Source organism: Chitinophaga sp. (genome assembly GCF_039596455.1).
Taxonomy (GTDB): Bacteria; Bacteroidota; Bacteroidia; order Chitinophagales; family Chitinophagaceae; genus Chitinophaga.
Map to the genome: position 1 here is coordinate 1,959,385 of NZ_JBCNJR010000001.1, position 15,655 is coordinate 1,975,039.

A 15,655-nucleotide genomic window follows, 5' to 3' on the forward strand; every position below is an offset into this window, starting at 1 on the left:
AGATACACTTGTTTCTAAAATGATTTACATCGATTGATTCCCACAAATCTTTAGTAAATTGTCAAAAATTTCCAAGGCTAGTTATATATTTATCTGGAATTGGCTATGTTATTTAATAAATTATCCATGCATGCTACCAAGACTGAATAAGCAACACGTTATGAACAACCCCTCCTGGGGCATTACACCTGACTATTTTCAATTTCCCGAGAAGATCCTCCAATTCGGCACCGGCGTGCTGCTGCGCGGCCTGGTAGACTACCTCGTAGACAAGGCCAACAAGGCAGGCGTTTTTGAAGGCAGGATAGTGGTGGTAAAATCTACAGATGGCGATGCGGGCGCTTTCGGCACGCAAGACGGCCTTTACACTACACACATCAAGGGCGTTGCCCAGGGGCAACCTGTTGATCAGCGTCTGGTGAACGCTTCTATTAGCCGCGTTTTGCAATCGAATGCAGAATGGGAGGCTATATTAGCGGCCGCCACACAGCCTTCACTGAACATTATTATTTCCAACACCACAGAAGTAGGCATCCAGTATGTGGAGGAAAATATTGCCGCAGGCGTGCCGGCTTCCTATCCTGGCAAACTGCTGGCTATCTTGTACGAGCGCTTCCGCAAGGGCATGGGCGGTTTGGTGATCATCCCCACGGAACTGGTGGTAGACAACGGCAAACTGCTGAAAGAGACCGTGCTGCAGCTAGCCGCATTCAACAAGCTGCCGGAAGATTTTATGCAGTGGATCTCCGCTGCCAACCGCTTCTGCAGCTCGCTGGTAGACCGAATTGTGCCGGGCAAGCCTAAAAACCTGCGGGAATGCTGGGAACAGGCGGGTTATGAAGATGAATTATGGATAGATGCCGAGCCTTTCCTGCTCTGGGCTATTGAGGGAGATGCGGCAGTGGCACAGCAGCTGGCTTTCCATCAAACGGACGACCGGATGCTGATTGCCCCCAGCATCACTCCTTACCGCGAGCAGAAATTGCGCATCCTCAACGGCAGCCATACGGCGGCGGTATGCGTAGGGTATTTGTCGGGCCTCAACACCGTATATGAGTGCATGCAAGACGCATACATGCGCCGTTTCTTTGAAACCGTGGTAACAGAAGAAATTCTGCCTACCCTCAGCGCTCTGGGGCCGCAAACGGCCGTTTTTGCGCGGGATGTGCTGGACCGTTTCGCCAACCCGTACATAGAACATAAACTAATCAGCATCACCTTCCAGCAAAGCTCTAAAATGAACGCCCGCAATGTGCAAACGCTGCTGCGTTACCGGGAGGCCAAAGGCGTTCTGCCGGAAATGATGCTGCTGGGGTTTGCGGCCACCCTGCTGTTCCTCAGGCCGGCCCGTGAAGTAAATGGTAAATACCAGGGCCAGCGCGGCAAAGATGCTTTCTATGATATTACGGACGATAATGCGGCCGTATTTGCAAGCCACTGGCAATCCGTGGAAAAGACCGGCTACCCGGAAGTATCGGCCATGGTGCGTGCTGTCTGCAAAGACAGCCGCCTCTGGGAAACAGACCTGAACAATATTCCCGGGTTTGCCGACACTGTAACAGACCACCTGGTGGGCATGGTGCAGAATGGCGTTCAATCATACATCACTCATCACTCTAAGGTATTATAAGCAGCATAATGAAAACTTTTTTGTCAGAAGATTTTCTGCTCCAGACGGAGACAGCTAAACGGCTTTATTTCGATTTTGCGAAAGACATGCCGGTGATAGATTACCATAATCACCTGCCGCCGGACGAAATTGCCGATAACAAACAGTTCCAGAACATTACGGAAGCCTGGCTGAAAGGTGACCACTATAAATGGCGCGCTATGCGGGCCAACGGGGTGAACGAAGACCAGATTACCGGCAGCGCGGATGATTTCACCAAGTTCAAAGTGTGGGCGGAAACCGTGCCCTATACCATGCGCAACCCGCTCTATCACTGGACGCACATGGAACTGCTCAATCCCTTCGGCGTGAAGGAAGTGCTGAACGGCGGCAATGCGGCCAAAGTATACGAAACCTGCAACGCGCAGCTGCCGCGGTTTACCACCAAAGCCCTGCTGCAGCATTTCAAGGTAGATGCGTTGTGTACTACTGACGATCCTTCGGATTCACTGGAGCACCACATCTCCATCCGCCAGCAAGGTTTTGCAGTAAAAGTGCTGCCCACCTTCCGGCCTGATAAAGCCATTGCGGTAGAAGATCCCGCAGCTTTCCAGGCATACATGAAGAAGCTGGGTGCAGCGGCCAATACAGACATCAACAGCTATAGTGCACTGCTGGACGCTTTGAAGAAACGCCATGATTATTTTCATGCGCAGGGCGGGCGGCTGTCTGACCATGGCCTGAACTTCTTTATTTATGCAGACTTCACGGAAGCGGCGCTGGAAAAATCCTTTGCCGCACTGATGGCCGGCAAGCCGCTGTCAGCCGCGGATGCGGATATGTTCAAATCCGCCACCCTTCACTTTATCTGCACCTGGAACCACGAGAAAGGCTGGACGCAGCAGTTCCATGCAGGCGCTATCCGCAACAATAATTCCCGGCTGCTGAAAAGGCTGGGGGCTGATGCTGGTGTAGATTCTATTGGCGACTGGCCGATGGCGGAAGCCATGAGCCGCTTTTTTGACCGGCTTGACAAGAATGACCAGCTGGCCAAAACCATCGTGTACAATCTCAATCCTTCCCATAACGAAGTGTATGCCACCATGGTAGGCAATTTCCAGGATGGTACCGTAGCCGGTAAAATGCAGTTCGGTTCCGGCTGGTGGTTCCTTGACCAGAAAGACGGTATGGAAAAACAGATGAACACGCTCAGCAACATGGGCCTGCTTAGCAGGTTTGTGGGCATGCTCACAGATTCCCGCAGCTTTCTTTCTTACTCCCGCCATGAGTATTTCAGGAGAATATTGTGTAATTTGATCGGTAATGATGTGGAGAACGGTGAACTGCCGGCTGATATTCCCTGGTTGGGGAAAATGGTACAGGATATTTGCTACAACAACGCCAAAGCCTATTTTAATTTCTGATGCAACCGGTTTCTGTAATTACGTTTGGAGAATTATTATTGAGATTAAGCCCGGATTGGGCGGCGCAACGTGCATCACTTTTTGTCGGTGGCGCGGAAGCGAATGTGGCTGCGGCTTTGGCCACATGGGGCAACCCGGTGGCATATATCAGCAAAGCGCCTGATAACGGGCTTTCCCGGCAGGTGCTGGCGCAGCTGGAAGCTGTTGGCATTCATACAGACAGGATGTTGTGGGGCGGAGACCGCATCGGCGCTTATTACCTGGCGCAGGGGGCAGATCTGAAACATGCGGAAGTAGTGTATGACCGCAAGTATTCCAGCTTTTCTGAAATAAAGCCTGGAACGGTGGATTGGGACGCCCTGCTGGGTGATGCCTCCTGGTTTCACTGGAGCGCCATTTCTCCGGCGCTGAACAAAGATGCGGCGGTAATTTGCAGGGAAGTGCTGGAAGCGGCCACCCGTAAGGGAATGACCATTTCCACAGACCTCAACTACCGCAGCAAGCTCTGGCAATACGGACAATCACCGCTGGAGGTAATGCCGGCGCTGACCCAATACTGCCATGTGATCATGGGTAACATCTGGGCCGCCAATATGATGCTGGGCACGCCGCTTAACCAGGAAGCGGTAAAGGAAGATACCAGAGATGCCTACCTCCGCGCCGCGCGGGAATCTGCACAGGCCATAGTGCAGCAGTTCCCGAAATGTGACCGCGTGGCCTTCACTTTCCGTTTTTCTTCAGCGCCCACGCATAACCTGTATTATGCGGTGTACTGGAAAGACGGGGAACTGTACGTATCCCGGCAGTACGAGACCAATGAGGTGGTAGACAGGGTAGGCAGCGGAGACAGCTTTATGGCAGGGCTTATACATGCTAACCTGAACGGGCACACGAACCAGGAAACAATTTCATTTGCCGCCGCGGCAGCCTATTCCAAGCTGTTCCGCACCGGCGATTTTAACCTTACCGCAAAGGAATCCATTGCGCAACTGATGTAGCATATGACACCACAACCAGATATAGTTCTACAAGCATTTGAGGCCACAAAAGTGGTCCCGGTGTTTTATCACGATGATCCCGCAGTGTGCGCGGAGGTAATGAAGGCCTGTTACGAAGGCGGCATCCGTGTATTTGAGTTTACCAACCGGGGAGAGTATGCCCGGCAAAACTTTGCACAGCTCCGCGATCTGAAAACCAAGTCTATGCCGGATATGCACCTGGGCATTGGCACCATTAAGAACGCGGGTGATGCCAGAACATTTACGGAAATGGGGGCAGACTTCATTGTAAGCCCGATCATAGACGAGGCTACCGCTACTTATTGCAAATCTGCCGGTATTCTGTGGGTGCCCGGCTGCATGACGCCTTCGGAAATTGCGATGGCGGAAAAAAGCGGCGCGGCGTTGGTGAAACTCTTCCCCGGCAGCACGCTGGGCCCTGGTTTTGTAAAAGCTATCAAACCGCTGTTCCCCGGCTTGCGCTTTATGCCTACCGGCGGGGTGGAGCCGGAGCAGGCCAACCTGCAGGCGTGGTTTGAAGCGGGCGTAGTGTGTGTAGGCCTGGGTTCTAACCTTTTACCCAAGTCTGTGATTGATAAACAGGACTGGAAAGGGCTGACCGGAAAAGTAACGCAAACGTTTGCATATATAAAGGCATTGAAGTAATTTGTTGCCAACATGTATTTATCCTAAACAATCAACGAAATGAATTCCACTGTAATTGGCCGGTACCGCTGGCGCATTGTAGCTTTATTGTTTTTTGCCACAACCATTAACTATATTGACCGGCAGGTGATCGGGATTCTGAAACCGCTGTTGGAAAAGGAATTTCACTGGTCAGAAACAGAGTATGGTGAAATTGTGATGGTGTTCTCCGCCTGCTATGCACTTGGCTTGCTGGTATTTGGCCGGTTTGTGGACAAAGTAGGCACCAAAATGGGATATACGGTTTCCATTGTAGTATGGAGCGTTGCGGCCATGGCGCATGCACTGGCTAAATCTACTTTCGGCTTTGGCGCTGCCCGTGCTTTGCTGGGGCTTGGTGAAGCCGGCAACTTTCCGGTAGCGGTAAAGTCCGTAGCGGAGTGGTTTCCGAAGAAGGAAAGGGCTTTTGCCACCGGTCTGTTCAACTCCGGCGCCAACATTGGCGCAGTAGCGGCCCCGGCTGTAGTGCCCTGGCTGGCTTCTGCGTACGGATGGCAGGAGGCCTTCATCTGGACCGGTGTGATCGGTTTTATATGGCTTATTTTCTGGCTGGTGATGTATGAGCTGCCTACCCGTCATAAAAAAGTAGGCGCGGCCGAACTGGCGCATATCCAGAGTGATGGGGAAGAAGAAGTAACGGTGGAAAAGAAAGTATCCTGGGGCAAATTATTCGCTATTCGTCAAACATGGGCTTTTGTGTTCGGCAAGCTGCTGACAGACCCTATCTGGTGGTTCTTCCTGTTCTGGCTGCCATCTTATTTCTCTACCACGTTCAACCTCGATATTAAAAACCTGGGCCTGCCCCTGATCATTGTGTACACGGCTACTACCGTGGGCAGCATTGGCGGCGGCTACCTGCCGGGCTGGTTGATCAGCAAGGGATGGCCGGTGTTCAAAGCCCGCAAAATGTCTATGCTGTTTTTCGCTATCTGCGTAATTCCCATCATGACGGCGCGTTATGCGGAAAACATGTGGGTGGCTGTGGCGCTGATCAGTTTAGCTGCCGCGGCGCATCAGGCCTGGTCTGCCAACATTTTCACCACCGCGTCAGACATGTTCCCGAAATATACGCTCAGCTCTGTAGTGGGCATTGGCGGTATGGCCGGTTCCCTGGGCGGCATGTTGTTCCCGCTGGTGGTGGGCGCGCTGCTTGACCACTATAAGGCACTGGGCAATATCAATGCAGGGTACAACATCCTCTTCCTGATCTGCGGCTCCATGTACCTGCTGGCATGGATCACGATGCACTTCTTTGCACCGCGTATGGAAAAGGTGGAAGTAAACGCATAACAACTTCGTTGTAACATAAAAAAAGGCTTCCTGCAGAGGAGGCCTTTTTTATGCTGAGCTGGCAGCAATAAAAAACGGTGCGGGATTCAATGCCGCACCGTTTTCATATATCTTGTATTGCTTTACAAACTTACGCCGCGTTTCCAGGGAATAAAATCATCCTGGTGCAGCAGCTCGGCTTTGGTGAAAACTTCCCCGCTGGCTACTTTCACAACATAGTCAAGAATGTCTTCTCCCATTTGGGCAATCGTTTTCTGACCGCTGATAATGCTGCCGGTATCGATGTCTATGATATCCGGCATGCGCTGGGCAAGGCGGGTGTTGGTAGATAATTTGATTACCGGGGCAATAGGGTTGCCGGTAGGCGTACCCAAGCCGGTGGTAAACAGTACCACAGAAGCACCGGAGCCAACTTCGGCGGAGGTGGATTCTACGTCATTGCCAGGCGTGCAAAGCAGGTTGAGGCCTGGTTTGGTGGCGTATTCCGTATAGTCCAGCACATCTTTCACCGGAGAGGTGCCGCCTTTCTTGGCCGCACCGGCAGATTTGATGGCATCCGTAATGAGGCCGTCCTTGATGTTGCCGGGAGACGGGTTCATGTAAAACCCTGAGCCTACAGATTGGGCCTGGGTTTCATATGCCCGCATAATGGAGATGAACTTGTCTGCCGTGGCATTGTTTTCGCAACGGTTGATCAGCTCCTGCTCCACACCGCAAAGCTCCGGGAACTCAGATAAAATGGTGGTGCCGCCAAGGGCTACCAGCAGGTCTGAAGTATGGCCGATGGCCGGGTTGGCGGAAATGCCTGAAAAGCCATCTGAGCCGCCGCATTCCAGGCCTATCACTATTTTGGACAGGGGAGCGGGTTTGCGTTCCTGTTTATTGGCTTCGACCAGTGCCAGGAAAGTTTCCCGGATGGCGGTAGATAACATATTGAATTCGGAGCCGCTGGTCTGCTGTTCATACACCAGCACCGGCTTGTTGAAGTTCGGGTTCAGCCTTTTGAGGGCATCCTGCAGAATAGACACCTGCGCATGCTGGCAACCCAGGCTCAGCACGGTAGCGCCCGCTACGTTGGGATGGTGTATGTAACCTGCCAGCAGGGCGCAGAGCGCGTCAGAATCCTGCCGGGTGCCGCCGCAGCCGCCTTCATGTATAAGAAACTTGATGCCGTCTATGTTGGGGAACACCGCGTTTTTGCGAGATTCAGCGGAGGCTTCTTTTGGCTTGTAGTCACGGATGGCATCCAGCCGGCCGCTTTTATAGAGGCCCACCAGGTCGTTCACCTGCTCATTGTATACCTCCGGCGGCGCAAAACCAAGGCCTTTTTCAAAGGCTGTTTTAATAACGCCCACATTCCTGTTCTCACAAAATACCATGGGTATTACCAGCCAGTAATTACGGGTGCCCACCTGCCCGTCTTCCCGGTGAAAACCCTGGAAAGTCTGGTTGGCCCAGCGGCTCACGTCGGGCGCCTGCCACTGGAAGCTGGCGTCTTTTTCATGGAAAGCATTGGCGTCATGCTGCAAATTCCTGACCGTAATAGTTTCCCCTTCCTGGATGGGCGCCACCGCCTTGCCTACCAATACACCGTACATCAATACGGGATCTCCCGGCTGCAGAGGTTTTAATGGGAATTTATGTTTAGCGGGAACGTTCTGCTTCAATTGTATTGTTGAACCATTGAACTCTATTTGCTTTCCAGCCGGCAGGTCCTGTAAAGCCACCAGCACATTGTCTTTCGGGTGAATCTGAAGATACGTGTTCATGATTTGCTAAAATAGCGTATTTGGGAACTTGCCGTTAATACTAAAATCTGATTTCTTGATTGGATATTAACCAACTGCAAAGTTAACGAAACACTATAGTATTTTGCGGCTGAAGCCCCCGTGTCACCGTTATTTGACGCTTTTATAGCAATTTAATGCAAACGTTTGCATTTCTCGGTATTTCATATTACCTTTCCATGAATATTGTTAATTTTTGGTTATACCTTATCGAAAACGGAATCTCTTAAAATTTTATGATGAGCACGTCTATAGAAACCAGATATGCCAGCAGTCCCGCAGAAGCCAAAGCATGGGACACTGCGCAGGCCAGGGAAGCATTATTGATCACCCCGCTGTTTGAGGCCGGCAAGGTACGGCTGGTATACAGCCATTACGACCGTTTTATTACCGGCGGCGTAATGCCGGCAGACAAGCCGGTGAAGCTGGAAACAGTAGACCCGCTGAAAGCGGAATACTTCCTGGAACGCCGGGAGCTGGGCATTATCAATACGGGCGGAGATGGTACTGTTACGGTTGATGGAGAGGTGTTTGAAGTGGCCTTCAAGGAAGCGCTGTATATTGGCAAAGGAAAGCGGGAGGTGGTGTTTGCCAGCAAAAGCGCGGCAAGTCCCGCCCGGTTCTATCTCAATTCCACGCCTGCGCACATGAACTACCCTACCCGCCGCATCACGCGCGCGGAAGCAGACGTGGTAACGCTGGGTGCACAGGAAACCTCCAACCACCGTACCATCAACAAGCTGCTCGTTAACTCCGTACTGCCTACCTGCCAGCTGCAAATGGGCATGACGGAGCTGAAACCAGGCAATACCTGGAACACTATGCCGGCACATACGCACGACCGCCGCATGGAGGTATATTTTTATTTTGAGGTGCCGGAAGGCCAGTCTGTTTGCCACTTCTGGGGGCAGCCGCAGGAAACCCGCCACATCTGGATGCAGAACAACGAAGCGGTGATCTCCCCGCCCTGGTCCATCCACTCCGGTGCGGGCACCAGCAACTATACCTTCATCTGGGGCATGGCCGGTGAAAACCTGGACTACGGGGATATGGACCATTGCGCCATTACTGAATTACGGTAACGACTATACGTATAATAGAAAATCATGAAGAAATTCATCATCAACTGTTTATGCGCGGGTATACTGTCCGGCACGGCACTGGCTGCCGCCGCCCAGGCCCCGCTTTCTGTAGCGCTCCACAACCCGGCCGGGGTAACTGGCGGGCTGGTGGAAGTAGACTATGCAATGGTAGCCGCCCAATGGTCGCCCCTGGGCAAAGGCGCCTTCAAGGTATTGAACGCCGCTACGGGCAAGGAAGTACCTTACCAGGTGCTTACCGAAGGCACCGGCCGTCCCGTAAAAATATTGCTGGATATTCCGCTGAAAGCGGGCGCCAGCGCTACCATCAGGTTTGTGGAAGGCAAGCCGGCCCCGGTAGCGGCCAAAACCTACGGCCGTTACGTGCCGGAGCGGAAAGATGATTTTGCCTGGGAAAATGACCGGGTGGCTTTCCGTATGTATGGCAAGGCCCTGGAAGCTACACCCAAAGAAATGGCCTATGGCGTGGATTTCTGGAATAAACGCACGGAAAACCTGGTGATCAACAAATGGTACAAACGCGCCAACTACCATAAAGACGAAGGTGAGGGGCTGGATTATTATCATGTAGGCCTTACCCTGGGTGCTGGCGGCATTGCGCCTTACCTGGAAGACAGCATCTGGTTCTCCAGGAACTACACCGGCCACCGTACGCTTGATAGCGGGCCCCTCCGTACTACCTTTGAGCTGAGCTACGATGCCTGGCAGGTAGGCGGCAAGCCTGTAACCGTTACCAAAACCGTGTCTCTGGACGCGCACGCGCAACTGAGCAAAATGCAGGTGCGTTACAGTCAAAGCCTGCCCGTGGCCATTGGCATCATCAAAAGGAAAGAGCCCGGCGCTATTTTGCTGCAGGAAGCCAGCGGCGTAATGGGCTACTGGGAGCCGCAGCATGGCGCAGACGGTACCACAGGCATAGGCTGCATTGTACTGGCGCCGGTGAAGGAAATGAAGGTGGAGAAAGGACACGTGCTGTCGGTTTCAGCTACAGACGGGAGCGGGGCTATCACGTATTACACCGGCGGCGCCTGGGATAAAGCCGGTCTTATTAAAAACGCAGACCAATGGTTCCGCTACCTGCAGGAGCAGGCGGAAACACTGCGGCAGCCGGTTACAGCTAAAATTATCCAGAAAAAATAATTTGACATCATGAGTGTTTTAAACCTGTTCAGCCTGAAAGGGAAAACGGCCATTGTTACCGGGTGCAAAAGAGGCATCGGAAAGGCCATGGCCGTGGCATTGGCAGAGGCCGGCGCGGATATTATAGGGGTGTCTGCCTCCCTGGAGTTATCAGGCAGCGATGTGGAAAAGGAGGTGCTGGCCACCGGACGCCGGTTCAAAGCCTATCAATGTGATTTTGGGAAGCGCCAAGCATTGTATAATTTTATCGGAACGGTACAAAAGGATTTTCCGGTAATCGATATCCTCGTGAACAATGCTGGCACCATTATGCGCAAACCGGCTGCAGAACATCCGGACGAATATTGGGACGAAGTAATTGCCATTAACCAGAGCGCACAGTTCATCCTCACCCGCGAAATCGGGAAGCAGATGATAGCGCGGGGCAGCGGCAAGGTGATATTCACCGCTTCGTTGCTCACCTTCCAGGGCGGCATCAATGTTCCGGGCTATGCGGCCAGCAAAGGCGCGGTAGGGCAGCTCACCAAGGCTTTTGCCAATGAATGGGCGGCCCGCGGCGTAAATGTGAACGCCATTGCGCCGGGTTATATTTCCACGGATAACACGGCCGCCTTGCGCGCAGACGAAAAACGCAGCCAAAGCATCCTGGAACGTATACCTGCCTCCCGCTGGGGAGAGCCGGAAGATTTTATGGGACCGGTAGTATTCCTGGCATCTGCCGCGTCTGACTACATGCATGGTACCGTTATGACGGTAGATGGCGGTTGGATGGGCAGGTAAAATCCCCTAAAAAGCAATCATATGTCGTCCCTTCGTTCTGAAAAAACAATTGTAGACATTGCCGAAGAACTGGAACTTTCAGTGTCTACCGTATCCCGGGCATTGAATGACCATCCCAACATCAGCGCCAAAACCAAAGAGCGCGTTAAAAAGATGGCGCGTAAAATGGGTTATCGCCCTAACGCCATGGCCGCGGGCCTGCGCAACAACAAGAGCAAGACCATAGGCCTCATTGTTCCGCGCATTTCCATGTTCTTCCCCGCCGCCATCAGCACCATCATCCAGAACAAACTGCAGGAGTTCGGGTACAACCTGATCATTTGCCAGAGCAATGACTCCCTGCAGCAGGAAATAGAACTGGCCAATACGCTGTATTCTGCCAGGGTAGACGGGCTGGCGGTGTCTGCCACGCTCTATACCACGGATTTTTCCCACTTCGACATATTCAAGCAGCAAAACACGCCCATCGTGTTTTTTGACCGTACGCCCAAAGATTACAATGTAAAAGTGATCAAGGGAGATGATTTTCTGGGCGGCTTCAAAGCCACGGAGCACCTGGTGGAAAAGGGCTGCAAGGATATTGTGCACATCTCGGGGCCGCTTACCTGCAACCTGTACACAGAACGGCTGGCAGGCTACAAGGAAGCTCTGCAGAAAAACCGGCTGCCCTACAAAAAGAACCGCGTGTTCTTTCATGAACTGACAAGGGAGAACGCCTGGCAAACCGCAGAAAAAATATTCTCGCAAAAACCTTATCCTGACGGCATTTTTGCCACTAATGACACTACTGCCATCACCATACTGGAGTATTGCCGCAAGCACGGCATCAGGGTGCCTGAAGACTGCAAGATAGCAGGGTATTCCAATGACCCGCGTACGGAAATTGTGACGCCTTCCATCACTTCGGTAGACCAGTATCCTACCACCATGGGTGAACGGATAGTGGCCGCGCTGATGGACCTGATCCAGGCCCGGCATCCCGCAGCTTACCGCCACTCGCAGGAGATAGTGCCCATTCAGCTGATAGAAAGGGAATCTACCGGGGGAATGCCCAGGGAAATTGTGGCGCCTGCAGGCATCAAAGTGCCCGCCGCCAACGGAGCGGCCGTAAAAGCCGTCAAAAAGAAAAAATAACACGCCCGGTGCGCAGCCACCGGGGCATAAAAGTAAAATTCACACGGAATGAAAAGCAAGATCGTTTTTTTGTTACTGATGGCCTGGGGCGCCGGCGCCCACGCGCAAACGAAATTATCAACCAAACAGATGAAAGCGCTGGTAGACGAAAGTCTCCGCTTTTCTGCAAAGCAGTACAAACACATGATGCAGGCGCTGCCTGACTCATTGTTCCCCCGCTCCACCAATAAAGACGGCAGCCTGATGACGGCCAAATACAACTGGTGGACGGCAGGTTTTTACCCCGGCTCCTGCTGGTACCTGTACGAATACACGAAAGACCCGGCTTTTAAACAGGAAGCGGAAAAGCGCCAGCAATACCTGCTGCCGGACCAGTACCGCACCAATACGCATGACCTCGGCTTCCTCATGTACTGCAGCTTTGGCAACGGCCTGCGCCTTGTTGGCACACCGGCTTACAAGGATGTGCTGATGACCAGCTCCCGTTCCCTCATCACCCGCTACAAACCCACCATAAAAGCCATCCGCTCCTGGGACCACCGCGGCTGGAAGTGCCCGGTGATCATAGACAATATGATGAACCTGGAAATGCTGGCATGGGCCACCCGTAACAGCGGAGATTCCACTTTCATCAAAATAGCCATTGACCACGCCAATACCACTATCAAGAACCATTTCCGGGATGATTACAGCTCTTACCATGTAATAGATTATGATACCACCACCGGCCAGGTGCTGGCCAAAAAGACCCATCAGGGCCACTCGGATGCTTCTGCCTGGAGCCGCGGGCAGGCCTGGGGCCTGTATGGTTACACCATGATGTACCGGGAAACGAAAGACAAAAAGTACCTTGACCAGGCGCGCCATATTGCGGACTACATGCTCAACCATCCCCGCATGCCGAAAGACCTGGTGCCGTACTATGACTATGATGCGCCTGAGATACCGAACGCCATCCGCGACGCTTCCGCCGCTGCTGTTATGGCCTCGGCACTCCTGGAGCTGAGCAAGTACACAAATAAAGCGGAAAAGAAACGCTACTGGAACGCCGGTGCAGATGCGCTGGCCAGCCTGGCCTCGCCCGCCTACCGCGCAAAGGAAGGGCAGAACAATAACTTTATTCTCATGCATAGCACCGGTTCCATGCCCGGCAATTCTGAAATTGATGTGCCGCTTTCCTATGCGGACTATTATTTTATAGAAGCGCTGCTCCGGTATAAAAACTGGGCCGGTAAATGATATTTTAATGTTATTTTAATGCAGAATTGACAAGGAATGTGTGCTTTTGGCCGCATTCCTTGTATTTTATTACCCCTCCCTCCCGCATTTTTTTATTATTTTGCCAACATCATATATAAAAGAAAACAGACGGGCGGATGATCCATTTACCAAACCTTATTATAGACCTTGCCCTTCTGCTGGGCTCGGCGGCCATAACAACCCTGATCTTCAAAAAATTAAAGCAGCCCCTGGTACTCGGTTATCTGATAGCCGGCTTCCTGGTGGGGCCGTATTTTGACTTGTTCCCCACAGTCAGGGAAGAAGGCAACATCCGCGTATGGTCAGAAATAGGGGTGATCTTTTTATTATTCAGCCTGGGCCTTGAGTTCAGCTTCAAAAAGCTGATGAAGGTAGGCGGCGCCTCTTCCATTACGGCGCTGGTGGAGGTGGCTTTTATGCTGGGGCTGGGTTATGCCACCGGGCAGCTGCTGGGCTGGTCTATGATGGACAGTATTTTCCTGGGTGGCGTGCTGTCGGTATCTTCCACCACTATTATTATACGGGCGTTTGAAGAGCTGGGCGTGAAAGGGCAAAAGTTTGCAGGGCTGGTGTTCGGCATATTGGTGGTAGAGGACCTGATTGCTATTGTGCTGTTGGTATTATTATCTACTCTGGCCGTCAGCCAGCAGTTTGCCGGCACCGAAATGCTCATATCTGTAGTGAAGCTCGTGTTCTTCCTTATACTCTGGTTTGTGGGCGGTATCTTCTTCATCCCTACCTTGTTGAAGAAAACCAAATCGCTCATGAGTGAAGAAACCATGCTGGTAACGGCCATTGCCCTTTGCCTGGGCATGGTGGTGCTGGCTACGCAGGTAGGTTTTTCCCCGGCGCTGGGCGCTTTCATCATGGGGTCCATTCTGGCAGAAACCACGCAGGCGGAGAAGATCGAGCACCTGGTAAAGTCTGTGAAAGACCTGTTTGGCGCCATTTTCTTTGTATCGGTAGGCATGCTGATAGATCCTGCCATGCTGCAGAAGTACCTGGGGCCGGTGGTGTTGCTTACGCTCATCACCCTGGTGGGCAAAACGGTGAGCACCACGCTGGGTGCGGTTATTTCCGGGCAGCCGTTAAAAACTTCTGTGCAGGCCGGCATGAGCCTGGCGCAGATCGGGGAGTTCTCTTTCATTATTGCCACCCTGGGCCTCACGCTGAAGGTAACCAGTGATTTCCTGTATCCCATTGCGGTGGCGGTTTCTGCCGTTACCACCTTTACCACGCCGTACCTTATTAAAGTAGCAGAGCCGTTTTACGGGTGGCTTGACAAGCGGATACCCGCCGGTTGGAAGGCGGCGCTGGCCCGCTATAGCACCGGTGCGCAAACCATTTCCCAGGCCAGTGACTGGCAGGTGGTGTTGAAAGGATATGTGATCAACATGATAGTGTGTACCGTTATTATACTGGCTATAGGACTGCTTTCTTCCCTGTATGTGCTGCCGGAAATGGAAGAGCTGGCCGGGCTGAAATGGGGAAGGGCCATCACTGCCATTGGCACCTTCCTGGTAATGATGCCCTTTTTGTGGGCGCTGGCCGTAAGGCGTGTGGAAACCACGGCATTCTCCAACCTCTATGCGCAAAACAGGTACAAAGGCCCGCTCTGGCTGCTTCGTATAGCCAGGATAGTGCTGGCCGTATTTCTCATAGGTTTGATGCTGGACAGGTTCTATTCATTTGCGGTGGCCTTTTCCGTTACGGCCGTATTCCTCATAGTACTGGTTATTTTTTCCCGGCGTATACAGGTGTTTTACGACCGGCTGGAAGCCCGGTTCTTTACCAACTTCAATGCCCGCGAAGCGGCGCAGGCAGCGGCGGAAAAAGAACGCACACCCGTGCTGGCGCCCTGGGATGCGCACCTGGCCTCATTTAACGTGCGGGCTGACTGGGAGGGGGTGGGCAAAACGCTGGAGGAGCTTGGGCTGCGGGAGAAGTACGGAGTTAATATAGCCGTAATTGAAAGGGGCGAGCGCCTGCTGCCCATTCCGCCCAAATCAGAGCGTTTGTACCCTGGAGACCGGCTGCAGGTAATAGGCACTGACGAACAGATCAGCTTGTTCAGGGAATATATAGATCAGCACCTGCCTGAGATCAAGCCGGTGAAAACGGAAATAGAGCTGCGCCGTTACGAGGTGCTGCCGGGCTCGCATGTGTTCGGGAAAACCATCCGCCAGTCGGGCATCCGCGAGCAGGCCCGCGGCCTCGTTGTAGGCATTGAGCGCGATACGAACCGTATATTGAACCCCGTTTCAGATATGATGTTGGAAAACGGGGATGTGGTGTGGGTAGTGGGTAACCCCAAACGTACAGCCGCTTTGTTCAGGGTAAAGGGAGAATCGCAGAAACCGGTAGCATAGTTTTTTCAGCCGTAGAGGAGGCGGCAAGATCTTTGTACCTTTGTATGGTAAACAGAAAA

At 52.7% G+C, this 15,655-nt stretch carries 12 protein-coding genes; 11 read left to right on the forward strand and 1 reads right to left on the reverse strand.

Annotated features, from left to right (window positions below; translation table 11 throughout):
* Window positions 1-130 precede the first annotated feature (130 nt).
* Genes ABDW36_RS08020 through ABDW36_RS08040 form a run of 5 tightly spaced genes read left to right on the forward strand, consistent with a single transcriptional unit; the run spans window position 131 to window position 6,026 of the window.
* Window positions 131-1,630 carry a tagaturonate reductase gene (locus ABDW36_RS08020; RefSeq protein ID WP_343701362.1) on the forward strand — a complete coding sequence of 500 codons (1,500 nt, stop codon included), beginning with the start codon at window positions 131-133 and terminating at the stop codon, window positions 1,628-1,630.
* Between the two features lie 8 nt (window positions 1,631-1,638).
* Window positions 1,639-3,033, forward strand: coding sequence for a glucuronate isomerase (gene uxaC, locus ABDW36_RS08025; protein ID WP_343701363.1), 1,395 nt, complete (start codon window positions 1,639-1,641; stop codon window positions 3,031-3,033).
* Entirely contained in the window at window positions 3,033-4,031 is a 999-nt protein-coding gene (locus ABDW36_RS08030; protein ID WP_343701364.1) for a sugar kinase, read from the forward strand. Before uxaC ends, ABDW36_RS08030 begins: the two co-directional genes overlap by 1 nt.
* A 3-nt stretch (window positions 4,032-4,034) precedes the next feature.
* Entirely contained in the window at window positions 4,035-4,697 is a 663-nt protein-coding gene (gene eda, locus ABDW36_RS08035) for a bifunctional 4-hydroxy-2-oxoglutarate aldolase/2-dehydro-3-deoxy-phosphogluconate aldolase (RefSeq protein WP_343701365.1), read from the forward strand.
* 39 nt (window positions 4,698-4,736) lie between these two features.
* Window positions 4,737-6,026: an MFS transporter gene (locus ABDW36_RS08040; RefSeq protein WP_343701366.1), complete on the forward strand. Its 1,290-nt coding sequence runs from the start codon at window positions 4,737-4,739 to the stop codon at window positions 6,024-6,026.
* A gap of 122 nt (window positions 6,027-6,148) precedes the next feature.
* Here ABDW36_RS08040 and ABDW36_RS08045 read toward each other — a convergent pair whose 3' ends face one another.
* A complete protein-coding gene (locus ABDW36_RS08045) occupies window positions 6,149-7,795 on the reverse strand; it encodes an altronate dehydratase family protein (RefSeq protein ID WP_343701367.1) in 1,647 nt (548 codons plus the stop codon).
* Window positions 7,796-8,049: 254 nt separating this feature from the next.
* On the opposite strand from ABDW36_RS08045, the gene kduI reads away from it, so the two are divergent.
* The 6 genes from kduI to ABDW36_RS08075 all read left to right on the forward strand — a co-directional run bounded on the left by kduI (window position 8,050) and on the right by ABDW36_RS08075 (window position 15,596).
* Window positions 8,050-8,895, forward strand: a complete 846-nt coding sequence (gene kduI, locus ABDW36_RS08050) for a 5-dehydro-4-deoxy-D-glucuronate isomerase (RefSeq protein WP_343701368.1) — start codon at window positions 8,050-8,052, stop codon at window positions 8,893-8,895.
* A gap of 24 nt (window positions 8,896-8,919) precedes the next feature.
* Window positions 8,920-10,053 carry a DUF4861 family protein gene (locus ABDW36_RS08055; protein ID WP_343701369.1) on the forward strand — a complete coding sequence of 378 codons (1,134 nt, stop codon included), beginning with the start codon at window positions 8,920-8,922 and terminating at the stop codon, window positions 10,051-10,053.
* Window positions 10,054-10,062: 9 nt separating this feature from the next.
* Window positions 10,063-10,833 (forward strand): SDR family NAD(P)-dependent oxidoreductase, encoded by a 771-nt coding sequence (locus ABDW36_RS08060; protein ID WP_343701370.1) that lies wholly within the window; start codon window positions 10,063-10,065, stop codon window positions 10,831-10,833.
* Window positions 10,834-10,854: 21 nt separating this feature from the next.
* Window positions 10,855-11,967, forward strand: a complete 1,113-nt coding sequence (locus tag ABDW36_RS08065) for a LacI family DNA-binding transcriptional regulator (protein WP_343701371.1) — start codon at window positions 10,855-10,857, stop codon at window positions 11,965-11,967.
* A gap of 48 nt (window positions 11,968-12,015) precedes the next feature.
* A complete protein-coding gene (locus tag ABDW36_RS08070) occupies window positions 12,016-13,206 on the forward strand; it encodes a glucuronyl hydrolase (RefSeq protein ID WP_343701372.1) in 1,191 nt (396 codons plus the stop codon).
* A 137-nt stretch (window positions 13,207-13,343) separates the two neighbouring features.
* Window positions 13,344-15,596, forward strand: a complete 2,253-nt coding sequence (locus tag ABDW36_RS08075) for a cation:proton antiporter (RefSeq protein ID WP_343701373.1) — start codon at window positions 13,344-13,346, stop codon at window positions 15,594-15,596.
* Window positions 15,597-15,655: the final 59 nt, after the last annotated feature.

What these genes read in the sequence shown, in the direction of transcription:
- ABDW36_RS08020 (WP_343701362.1), top strand. Translation starts at nt 131, where the DNA reads ATGCTACCAAGACTGAATAAGCAACACGTTATGAACAACCCCTCCTGG.
- uxaC (WP_343701363.1), top strand. Translation starts at nt 1,639, where the DNA reads ATGAAAACTTTTTTGTCAGAAGATTTTCTGCTCCAGACGGAGACAGCT.
- ABDW36_RS08030 (WP_343701364.1), top strand. Translation starts at nt 3,033, where the DNA reads ATGCAACCGGTTTCTGTAATTACGTTTGGAGAATTATTATTGAGATTA.
- eda (WP_343701365.1), top strand. Translation starts at nt 4,035, where the DNA reads ATGACACCACAACCAGATATAGTTCTACAAGCATTTGAGGCCACAAAA.
- ABDW36_RS08040 (WP_343701366.1), top strand. Translation starts at nt 4,737, where the DNA reads ATGAATTCCACTGTAATTGGCCGGTACCGCTGGCGCATTGTAGCTTTA.
- ABDW36_RS08045 (WP_343701367.1), bottom strand. Translation starts at nt 7,795, where the DNA reads ATGAACACGTATCTTCAGATTCACCCGAAAGACAATGTGCTGGTGGCT.
- kduI (WP_343701368.1), top strand. Translation starts at nt 8,050, where the DNA reads ATGATGAGCACGTCTATAGAAACCAGATATGCCAGCAGTCCCGCAGAA.
- ABDW36_RS08055 (WP_343701369.1), top strand. Translation starts at nt 8,920, where the DNA reads ATGAAGAAATTCATCATCAACTGTTTATGCGCGGGTATACTGTCCGGC.
- ABDW36_RS08060 (WP_343701370.1), top strand. Translation starts at nt 10,063, where the DNA reads ATGAGTGTTTTAAACCTGTTCAGCCTGAAAGGGAAAACGGCCATTGTT.
- ABDW36_RS08065 (WP_343701371.1), top strand. Translation starts at nt 10,855, where the DNA reads ATGTCGTCCCTTCGTTCTGAAAAAACAATTGTAGACATTGCCGAAGAA.
- ABDW36_RS08070 (WP_343701372.1), top strand. Translation starts at nt 12,016, where the DNA reads ATGAAAAGCAAGATCGTTTTTTTGTTACTGATGGCCTGGGGCGCCGGC.
- ABDW36_RS08075 (WP_343701373.1), top strand. Translation starts at nt 13,344, where the DNA reads ATGATCCATTTACCAAACCTTATTATAGACCTTGCCCTTCTGCTGGGC.